The organism is Actinospica acidithermotolerans, from assembly GCF_018139625.1.
Lineage (GTDB): Bacteria > Actinomycetota > Actinomycetes > Streptomycetales > Catenulisporaceae > Actinospica > Actinospica acidithermotolerans.
Genome location: NZ_JAGSOH010000190.1, coordinates 1 through 9,356, shown reverse-complemented (window position 1 = coordinate 9,356; position 9,356 = coordinate 1). Strand labels below are relative to the sequence as shown.

Sequence of the window (9,356 nt, the reverse complement as noted above, 5' to 3'; positions counted from 1 at the left end):
GCCCTCCGCCGTCCGACTCGGCGGCCGCGCGCCTCCGGTCCCGCTCGGCGACCCAGCGGTCCAGCAGCAGCCCGACCTCCTCGTCGAGGAAGAGGAAGAAATCGCGCATCTCGGCGATCCGCGCGCGCCCCGCGCCGCCGTCGTCGAGCGCCTTGACGCCCGCGTCCGACAGGTCGGCGAGACGCTTGTACAGGCCGCCCTTCACGATCGCAGCCGTGTACCAGGCGTTGCGAGGCACCTCGTACGCGTCGCTGCGCGAACCGGGCACGGGGGTGCGCTCGATGAGTTGGAGCTGCTGCAGGTAGCGGACCGCGCCGGAGATCGCGGCCGGGCTCACGTCCAGCCGCTCGGCCAGCTCACCCGCCGTCAGCCGCTCCTCGTCCGCGGACATCAGCACCATCAGCACCCGGGCCGCCATCCGCGGGAAGCCCCAATCCGCCAGGAACATCGCCATCTGCTCGACGAACGCCCTGACTTCCAGCTCACTCCGCATCTCACCCATGTAGAGATGATACGCGATCAACAACATTCACAAAAGTATGAAACGCGTGTAGTCTCGAACCATGGAGAACATCATCGAGGTGGTCGGGCTGCGCAAGCGTTTCGGGCGGACCGTCGCGCTCGACGGCCTTGACCTGGCCGTGCGCCCCGGCGAGGTGCACGGCTTCCTCGGGCCGAACGGGTCGGGCAAGTCCACCACCCTGCGGGTGCTGCTGGGCCTGCTCCGCGCGGACGGCGGCGAGGCGGTGCTGCTCGGCGGCGATCCGTGGCGGGACGCGGTGGCGCTGCACCGGCGGCTGGCGTACGTGCCGGGAGATGTGACGCTGTGGCCCTCGCTCTCCGGCGGCGAGACGATCGATCTGCTCGGGCGGCTGCGTGGTGGCCTCGACGCGGCCCGGCGCGACGAGCTGATGGCGCGCTTCGAGCTGGATCCGAAGAAGAAGGGCCGCGCGTACTCCAAGGGCAACCGGCAGAAGGTCGCGCTGATCGCCGCGTTCGCCTCCGACGCCGATCTGCTGCTGCTCGACGAGCCGACCTCCGGCCTCGACCCGCTGATGGAGGAGGTCTTCCGGCAGTGCGTCGCCGAGGAGCGCGACCGGGGACGCAGCGTGCTGCTCTCCAGCCACATCCTCGCCGAGGTCGAAGCGCTCTGCGACCGGGTGACGATCATCCGCCGCGGTAAGACGGCCGAGTCGGGGACGCTCACCGAACTCCGCCACCTCACCCGGACCTCCGTCGAGGCGGAGTTGGCGACGGCGCCGCCGCCCGGGATCCTGGAGACGCTGCCGGGGATCGCCGCGCTCGAGGTCCGGGACCGGAAGGTGCGCTGCGAGGTCGGCACCGATCACCTCGCCACGCTGATCAGCGCGCTCTCCGCGTGCGGAGTCGCGGCCCTGACCAGCCGTCCACCCACGCTCGAGGAGCTCTTCCTCCGCCACTATCAGGACGACCTGGCTTCCGCGGGGTCCGCGGGGTCTGCGGGGTCCGCGAGATGAGCGCGACCGCTTTCGCCGGAGTCCCGGAGCTGACGAGACTGATCACGCGCCGGGAGCGCATCCGGCTGCCCATCTGGTGCTACGCGATCCTCGCGTCCGTCGGCGGGACGGCGTACTCCTTCAAGACCCTGTACGCGACCCCCGAATCCCGTCGGCAGTTCGCCGACGGCATCGGCAGGAACCCGGCGCTCGCCGTGCTCTACGGCAAGCCCTTCGACCTGACCACGATCGGCGGGCTCACTGTGTGGCGCATGGGCGTCTTCGGCGCCACGCTGCTCGCGGTGATGAGCATCATCACCGTCAACCGGCACACCCGCGCGGAGGAGGAAGCCGGCCGCTTCGAGCTGGTCGGCGCGGGAGCGGCGGGCCGGCACGCGCCGCTGATCGCCGTGCTCAGGCTCGTCCTCGGCACGCAGTTCGCCCTCGGCGCGGTCATCGGGGTCGTACTCGTCGCGCTCGGCGAGCCGGTCTCCGGGTCGTTCCTGCTCGGCCTGTCCGTCGCGGCGGGCGGCTGGGTCTTCGCGGGCGTCGCGGCGATCACCGTGCAGCTGACCGATTTCGGCCGCTCGGCCGCCGGGCTCGCGTTCGCCGTACTCGGCGCCGCGTACCTGGTCCGTGCGATCGGCGACGGCTCCGGCGCCAACGGCCCGACCTGGTTCACCTGGCTCTCCCCGCTCGGCTGGTCCGAGCAGACTCAGCCGTACGCGGGCGACCGCTGGTGGGTCCTCGCGCTGCTCGCCGCCGGCACGGCCGCGCTGATCGCGGCGGCATTCCGCATCGCCGCACGGCGTGACCTCGGCAGCGGAGTCTTCCCCGCACGACCCGGGCCCGCGAGCGGCGGCCGGCTGCTGGGATCCGTCGGCGCCCTGAGCTTTCGGATGCAGCGCGGCAACCTGCTCGGCTGGGCGATCGGCCTGCTGATCGGCGGCGCGGTCCTCGGCAGCATCGCGGACAGCATCGGCGAATTGCTCGGCAGCAGCGCGCGCGTGCAGCAGTTGTTCGAGCGGATGGGCGGCCAGAGCGGTATCGAGAACGCGTATCTCGCGTCCGCGATGAACATCATCGGCCTCGTAGTGGCCTGCTACGCGGTGCAGACGGCGGCGAGAATGCGGACCGAGGAGACGAGCGGTCGCCTCGAACCGCTGCTGTCCACCGCGACCGGCCGTCTGCGTTGGGCCGCGAGCCACCTCGTATATCCGCTACTCGGTTCCGCGCTGCTACCTGTCATCGCGGGCGCGGGCGCCGGGTTCGCGCACGGCGGCCGATCCGGCGACCTCGGTACGCAACTCGCCCAGCTGATCGGCGCCGGCCTGATCCAGGTCACGGCAGTCTGGGTGGTGGTCGGCCTGACGGTGCTGGCGTTCGGATTCGCCCCTGGGGCCACGGCGTTCGTCGGCTGGAGCGCGGTCGGTTTCTGCATCCTGCTCCAGGAACTCGGCCCGATCCTCAGGCTCAGCCACTGGATCACGGATATCTCCCCGTTCTCCCAGGTGCCGCGCGCGCCGGGAGTCGCGGTCAGCGCAGAGCCGCTGCTTCTGATGACCGCCCTCGGCGCGGCCCTGCTCGTGACCGGGCTGATCGGATTCCGCAGGAGGGATATCGGCTAGTGCAAAAAATCGCAGCGCCGAGGGGCGCTGCGAAAAACCGCAGCGCCGAGGGCCGCTGCGAAAAACCGCAGCGCCGAGGGCCGCTGCGAAAAACCGCAGCGCCGAGGGCCGCTAGAGCCAGTCGTTGCGCTTGAAGGTGAAATACAGCAGCCCGGAAAGTCCCAGGATGAGACCGGTCGAGGTCCACAAGCCGCTCTCCGAGCTGAACCCCGGGTACGGCACGTTCTGGCCGTACCAGCCGGTGATCGCCGTCGGCACGGCGACGATCGCGGCCCAGCTGGTGACCTTTTTCATGATCAGGTTCATTCGGTTGCCCTGGATGGTCAGCTGCGTCTCGCGCACGGTCGCGAGCAGGTCGCGGAGGTTGTCCACCCAGTCGGCGGTCCGCAGTACGTGGTCGTAGACGTCCTGGTAGTACGGCGCGAGTTCGGACGGCATGTTGTTCCAGCGCATTATCGCGTTGACGACCTCGCGCATCGGCGTGATCACGTGCCGCGCCGTCAGCAGTCCCCGGCGCAGGTCGAAGGTCTCCCGCAGCACGACCGCGGACTCTCTGCCGGCCGCTGTCTCGAAGATCAGGTCGCTGAGGTCCTCGATCCGGTCGTCGAGGACCTGAAGGGCGTCGAAGTAGCCGTCGACGATGTAGTCGAGCAGGCCGTAGACCAGGAAGGGCAGGCCGTGCTTGGCCAGATCCGGCGACTCGTCCCAGCGGCGCAGGATCTCCGGGATGTCCAGGGTGCCCGGGTCGTGCACGGTGATGACCGCGCGGTGCGTGATGAAGGCGAGCATCATCGCCTTGTCCAGCTCGCCGTCGCCCGACGGCTTCACCTGGTACGCAGTGAGCACGAGGTGTCCTTCATAGCGGTCGCACTTGGGGCGTTCGCTCAGGTGGGTGGCGTCCTCGATCGCGAGCGAGTGCAGGCCGAGTTCTTCGCGCAGCTCCTCGAGCTCTTCCGCCGTGGGGCTCTCGAGGTCGTACCAGACGGCCGCATCGTCGTACTCGATCCAGTCCGAGACGTCGGCCAGGGGAAAATTCTCCGCGACCAGCCGCCCGCCGCGATACGCCCGGCTGCGCCGCGGCCGCTCGTTCGGGCTGGCCTGCGTGTTTTCTGCTGCTTCCTCCGCCATGTCGCCCGAGTCTACCGATCACCGGTTGACGCTCGGGTGCCCCCTCGGCCGGGCCCGCGATCGGACCGTCGGTACGCCGGGCGCGGATCCGTCAGTCGGTCCGCAGCGCTGCCACCGGGTCGAGCCGGCCTGCACGCCGCGCCGGCACCACGCCGAAGAGCACACCCACGAACACTGACACGCCGAACGCCAGAGCGGGCGACCACCAGGCGATGTTCGTCGGCAGCGGGCTGAATGCGCCTACCGCCGCCGATGTGCCGACCCCGAGTCCGATGCCGATGACACCGCCCACGGCCGTCAGCGTCACCGCCTCGACCAGGAACTGCAGCACGACATCCCGCTGCCGTGCGCCGAGTGCCTTCCGCAGACCGATCTCGCGCGTGCGCTCACGTACGCCGACGAGCATGATGTTCGACACGCCGACGCCGCCGACCAGCAGCGATATCCCGGCGATCGCCGCCAGCACGAGGGTGAGCAGCGAGAGGATCTTGCCGATCGTGCCGAGAATCTGAGACTGCGTCACCGCAGAGAACTGCACGCCGGTGTATTCGCTCTGCAGTGCCGAGACGAGATCGGTCGAGAGCGCGCCGATCTGGTCCGGGTTCTGCGCTTTGACCTCGATGCTCTGCACGGTGTTGATCCCGAACAGCAGTTGCGCCTCGGTGATCGGGATGTCCACGTTGCTGTCCTGCGTGACACCGAACGCCGAGCCCTGCGCCTGCGCCACGCCGACGACGCGGAAGGACACGCCGTCGATGGCCGTCGTCCGGCCGACCGGATCCTCGTTCGGGAAGAGCGTCGAGGCAACGTTCGCGCCGAGCACGACGACGCGCGCCGACGTCGTGACGTCCGCCGACGTCAGGTAGGAGCCCTCGGCGAGCGGACGGTTGAAGACGACGTCGAAATTCTGCGTCACGCCCTGCACGGTGGCGAAAAAGCTGTTCTGACCGGCTGTCACGTTCTCCCCGGAGTCGACGACCGCGGTCACGTCCTGCGTCGACCCGGCAATCCGCGCGGCGACCTGCACGTCCGACAGCCGCAGCGGGGAGAGCGATGGCGTCGTGCCGAACTGGAATTTGCCGGGCACGATGAAGACGATGTTCGAACCGAGGCCCTCCACCTCATTCTCGACCTCGGCCTTCGCGCCGCCGCCGATTGCCACGAGCACGACCACCGCCGCCACTCCGATGATCACACCGACCATCGTCAGCAGACTGCGCAGCCGATTCGCGCGCAGCGCGTCCGCCGCCAACCGCAGCGCCTCCCACGGCTTCACCGCGGCTGGCCCGGGATATCGGGAACATCAGACGACGGCGACGGAGTCGGCGCCGGCGATCGCGATGGAGTCGGCGATGGCGATGGCGATGGCGACGGTGCCGGAGATCGGATCGCCAGCACCTGCCCGTGCTGCGCTTCCTGCCCGCCATCCGTCTCGCGGCCGCCCTGCGGCGTGCGTCCGCCCTGCGGCGTGCGTGCGAGTTGCGGAGTGCGCCTGCCCTGCACCTCCTGCTCGCCGCGCGACTCCTGCCTGCGCTGGATCTCGTCCGCGACGACGAGGCCGTCTCTCATCCGGATCAGGCGGTTCGCGCGGGCGGCGACGTCGGCGTCGTGGGTGACGAGGACTACGGCGACGCCGCGCTCGCGGTTGAGTTGCTCCAGGACGTTCAGAACCTCATGACCGTTGGCCGAGTCGAGGTTGCCGGTGGGCTCGTCGGCCAGCACCAGGCGGGGCTCGCCGACCAGGGCCCTCGCGATGGCTACGCGCTGCTGCTCGCCGCCGGAGAGCTGGGTCGGGCGGTGGCTGAGGCGGTGGCCGAGGCCGACCGCCTCGAGTGCGGCGACGGCGCGTTGGCGGCGCTCGGTTCTGCCGACGCCGCGGTAGACCAGGGGCAGCGCGACGTTGTCCTGGGCGTCGGTCCTCGCGAGCAGTTGGAAGGACTGGAAGACGAAGCCGATCTCGCTTCCCCGGACCCGCGCCAGGCCCGCGTCATCGAGGGACGTGGTGTCTTGGCCGCCGATCAGCAGACGGCCGGAGCTGGGACGGTCGAGCGCGCCGAGGAGGTGCATCAGCGTGGACTTGCCCGAACCGGACGGGCCGGTCACCGCGACGTACTCGCCCTCTGCGATGCCGAGGGTGATCCCGCGCAGCGCTTCGACCTGCATTCCGTCCATGGCGTAGGAGCGGCGCACGTCCACGGCCTCGATCGCGTACGTCGGCGGTGCCTGCGTGTCGGTGCTCAACCCACTTGCTCCCCGTCGGTGACCTTGTCCGCGCCGGACACCACGATCCGCTGCCCCGCGCTTAGGCCGGCGAGCACCTGGACCTGCGTGTCACCCTGTGCGCCGAGCGTTATTCGTTTCAAGTGGGCGGCGCCGTTGGTCAACACCCAGACGCTCGTGGTCTGGCCGTTGATCACCAGCGCGGAGGATGGGACGCTCAGTGCGTGTTTCGCGGTGAGGACGTCCAGATCCGCGATCGCACTCATGCCGGGCAACGGGGTGGGGGCCGCTGAGCCGTCCTGCGTACGTCCGGCGCCGAGACTGAGCCGAACGGTGTACGTGACGCTGCCCTGGCTGGAGGTCGTCGCGGTCGGATCGACGGAGGTGACCGTGCCCTGATACGTCGCGCCGGGCACGGCGTTGAGCTGAATCGTCGCCTTGACGCCTGGGTGCACGTCAAGCACGTCGGTCTCGTCCACCTGTGCGGCGACCGAGAGTGCCGAGGCGTCCGTCACCGTGAACATCGTGCCGCCCGAGTCGACCGGCGCTCCGACGGAGATCATCGTGGCGCTCGTGCTCGATCCCGAGCCGGAGCCGGAGCCGAGCGACGTCAGCGAGCCGGACGAGGAGCCTGACAGCCCGGACGAGGACCCGCTGCCCTCGGCGGCCGCGAGCAGCTGGCTGATCTCGCTGCCGGACACGCCGGAGCCGGACGACTGGCCGTTGCCGAGCGCGACCGTGCCGGAGATCGGCGCGGTGATCGTCAGGGCATTGACCGTGGCCTGGGCCGTGTCGACGGCCGCCTGGTCCTGCGTGCGCGTCGTCTGGCCGAGCGCGTCGAGCACCTGCGACGCGGAGCCCAGACCTTGTTGGAACGCGGACACCGCCGCGTTCACGGAGTCCATCGCCGACGAGTACGCGCTTTTCGCCGCCTTGATCTCGGCGAGGAGCGCCGAGCGAAGCGACGCGTCCTTGACCTTCTCAGCAGCCTGCTGCGCCTTGGCAAATGCCGTGTTGGCAGAGTTCTGATCTGCCGCGGCAGCCTCGGTGAAGCCCGCGGCCGTGTCGGTCACTCCGGAGCCGGCAGACGGCGCCTGGTCGAGCGCCTTCTTCGCCTCGGCGAGCTGCTGCTGGGCGCTGGGGGAGGAGATGACGCCGAGCACCTGCCCGGCCGTGACGTGCTGGCCGTCCTGCACCGCAAGCGTCGCCACCGTGCCGCTCGACGTCGCGGTCAGCCCGACCTGCGCCTTCGGCACTATATTCGCAGAGGCCTGAACGACCTGCGACACGGTCGAGTAGCCGACCGACGCGGTGGCGATCCCGGTGGATCCGCCTCCGCCGCACCCCGCGAGTCCGACTCCCGCGAGCGCGAGAACGCCGGTCAGCGCGATCCCGGCGTGCCGGGACAGGCTTCGTATCCGCACGCGCTATATCTTAAAACCAGGCTCATCTCCGAGGGTGTGCGGGGTCGGCTCGGCGTCGCAATCGATGGAGGTCGGGACCGATGCCGGACATGGGGGCCCTCCGAAAAGCGATGCGAGATCAGATCGCCGGTTAACTCGAACGGCGGACGGGGAAGGGCGTCGGAAAATAGCGCCTGTAGCCGGGAGATCAGGGCGGCCGAGCGCGCCGACGAGCCGCTGCTTCGCGCGTGGCTGAAGGAGTACGGCGTCACCGGATAGCCGGCGATGCTGCGCGCCAAGTGCCTCGGCGGCGATTCCGCTCACCCGCCGGCTCGCCCTCGACGAGACCGTCGAAGGCTTCGACGACGGGGCGTTCCACTCGATCCGCCACGGCCGCGAAGCGAATTCGTAGTCCGCAGACCCCTGATTCTTGCGGCGCGCCCGCTAGAGTATCCGGCTACGGAGATCGTCGGAGTCGGTGGGGTGGGCGGTGGACACCACGATGTACGAGTTCGATCCTTTGGAGCCCGGGGACCCGCGGACGGTCGGCGGATACGTGCTCCGGGCGCGGATCGGCGCGGGCGGCATGGGGCGGGTCTACCTGTCTTTCACGCCGGGCGGCCGCGCCGTCGCACTCAAGATCATCCGGGCCGAGTTCGGCTCGGACCCCGAGTTCCGGGAGCGCTTCGCGCGCGAGGTCTCGATCGCCCAGCAGGTCAACGGGATCCACATCGCGCAGCTGATCGACGCCGGTTCGGACAACGGCGCGCCGTGGCTGGCCAGCGCGTACGTCGCGGGACCGTCGCTCGCGCAGGTCATCGGCGCGCACGGGCCGCTGCCGGCGCACACGGTACTCGCGCTCGCCGGGCGGATCGCCGAGTCGCTGGGCGCGATCCACGCGACCGGCATGGTGCACCGCGATCTGAAACCCGGCAACATCCTGCTCGACGAGTCGGGGCCGAAGGTCATCGACTTCGGGATCGTGCGCGCGGCCGCGCCGACGGCGACCGGACGCTCCAGCCATCGCACGTTCATCGGCTCGCCGCCGTTCATGGCGCCGGAGCAGATCCGCGGGCAGAAGATCACCCCGGCCACGGACGTCTTCGCGCTCGGCGCCACGCTCTACTACCTCTGCACCGCAGAGAGCGCCTTCCAGGCGGATTTCGCCGACGGCGTGCTCTACCGGGTGATCCACGACGAGCCGGACTACGACGCGTGCCCCGAGCAGGTCAGGGAGCTGATCCGGCTCTGCCTGCGCAAGGACCCGGCGGAGCGGCCGTCCACGCAGCGGATCGTCGAGGGCTGCCGGGCGGCCGGCGCGGGACCGCAGACGCCGCTGCCGGACGCGGTGCGGGCGATCATCCGGGAGCGCGTGCGGGCGCTCGAGCAGATGAAGTCACCAGGCCCACAGGGTGCGGTGGGAAGGCGGCTCGGCGAGGAGATCGCGGAGGAGACGGCGCAGGAAACGGCAGGTGGGGAAGCAGCGGGGGAGGGGACGGCGG

The 9,356-nt window shown here is 70.1% G+C and carries 8 protein-coding genes; 3 read left to right on the top strand and 5 right to left on the bottom strand.

Annotated elements, in window-relative coordinates:
• A partial coding sequence (locus KDK95_RS32935) for a GbsR/MarR family transcriptional regulator (protein ID WP_212522274.1) occupies positions 1 to 502 on the bottom strand: 502 nt, incomplete at its 3' end.
• A 61-nt stretch (positions 503 to 563) separates the two neighbouring features.
• Between KDK95_RS32935 and KDK95_RS32930 the strand changes: the two genes are divergently transcribed.
• Both KDK95_RS32930 and KDK95_RS32925 read left to right on the top strand, forming a co-directional pair.
• Positions 564 to 1,496: an ABC transporter ATP-binding protein gene (locus tag KDK95_RS32930; protein ID WP_212522273.1), complete on the top strand. Its 933-nt coding sequence runs from the start codon at positions 564 to 566 to the stop codon at positions 1,494 to 1,496.
• Positions 1,493 to 3,103 (top strand): ABC transporter permease, encoded by a 1,611-nt coding sequence (locus KDK95_RS32925; RefSeq protein WP_212522272.1) that lies wholly within the window; start codon positions 1,493 to 1,495, stop codon positions 3,101 to 3,103. Before KDK95_RS32930 ends, KDK95_RS32925 begins: the two co-directional genes overlap by 4 nt.
• A gap of 111 nt (positions 3,104 to 3,214) precedes the next feature.
• Here KDK95_RS32925 and KDK95_RS32920 read toward each other — a convergent pair whose 3' ends face one another.
• From KDK95_RS32920 to KDK95_RS32905, 4 genes are all read right to left on the bottom strand, one after another.
• On the bottom strand, positions 3,215 to 4,231 hold the full coding sequence (locus tag KDK95_RS32920) for a magnesium transporter CorA family protein (protein ID WP_212522271.1): 1,017 nt from the start codon (positions 4,229 to 4,231) through the stop codon (positions 3,215 to 3,217).
• Between the two features lie 91 nt (positions 4,232 to 4,322).
• Positions 4,323 to 5,507 (bottom strand): ABC transporter permease, encoded by a 1,185-nt coding sequence (locus KDK95_RS32915; protein ID WP_212522270.1) that lies wholly within the window; start codon positions 5,505 to 5,507, stop codon positions 4,323 to 4,325.
• Positions 5,504 to 6,403, bottom strand: coding sequence for an ABC transporter ATP-binding protein (locus KDK95_RS32910; protein ID WP_212522275.1), 900 nt, complete (start codon positions 6,401 to 6,403; stop codon positions 5,504 to 5,506). The genes KDK95_RS32915 and KDK95_RS32910 overlap by 4 nt, the downstream gene beginning before the upstream one ends.
• 65 nt (positions 6,404 to 6,468) lie before the next feature.
• On the bottom strand, positions 6,469 to 7,875 hold the full coding sequence (locus KDK95_RS32905) for an efflux RND transporter periplasmic adaptor subunit (protein WP_212522269.1): 1,407 nt from the start codon (positions 7,873 to 7,875) through the stop codon (positions 6,469 to 6,471).
• A 469-nt stretch (positions 7,876 to 8,344) separates the two neighbouring features.
• On the opposite strand from KDK95_RS32905, the gene KDK95_RS32900 reads away from it, so the two are divergent.
• Positions 8,345 to 9,356 (top strand): serine/threonine-protein kinase (locus KDK95_RS32900; protein WP_212522268.1); only part of this gene is annotated, 1,012 nt, incomplete at its 3' end.

Coding starts and splice junctions, on each gene's coding strand:
- KDK95_RS32930 (WP_212522273.1), top strand. CDS start 564: ATGGAGAACATCATCGAGGTGGTCGGGCTGCGCAAGCGTTTCGGGCGG.
- KDK95_RS32920 (WP_212522271.1), bottom strand. CDS start 4,231: ATGGCGGAGGAAGCAGCAGAAAACACGCAGGCCAGCCCGAACGAGCGG.
- KDK95_RS32910 (WP_212522275.1), bottom strand. CDS start 6,403: ATGGACGGAATGCAGGTCGAAGCGCTGCGCGGGATCACCCTCGGCATC.
- KDK95_RS32925 (WP_212522272.1), top strand. CDS start 1,493: ATGAGCGCGACCGCTTTCGCCGGAGTCCCGGAGCTGACGAGACTGATC.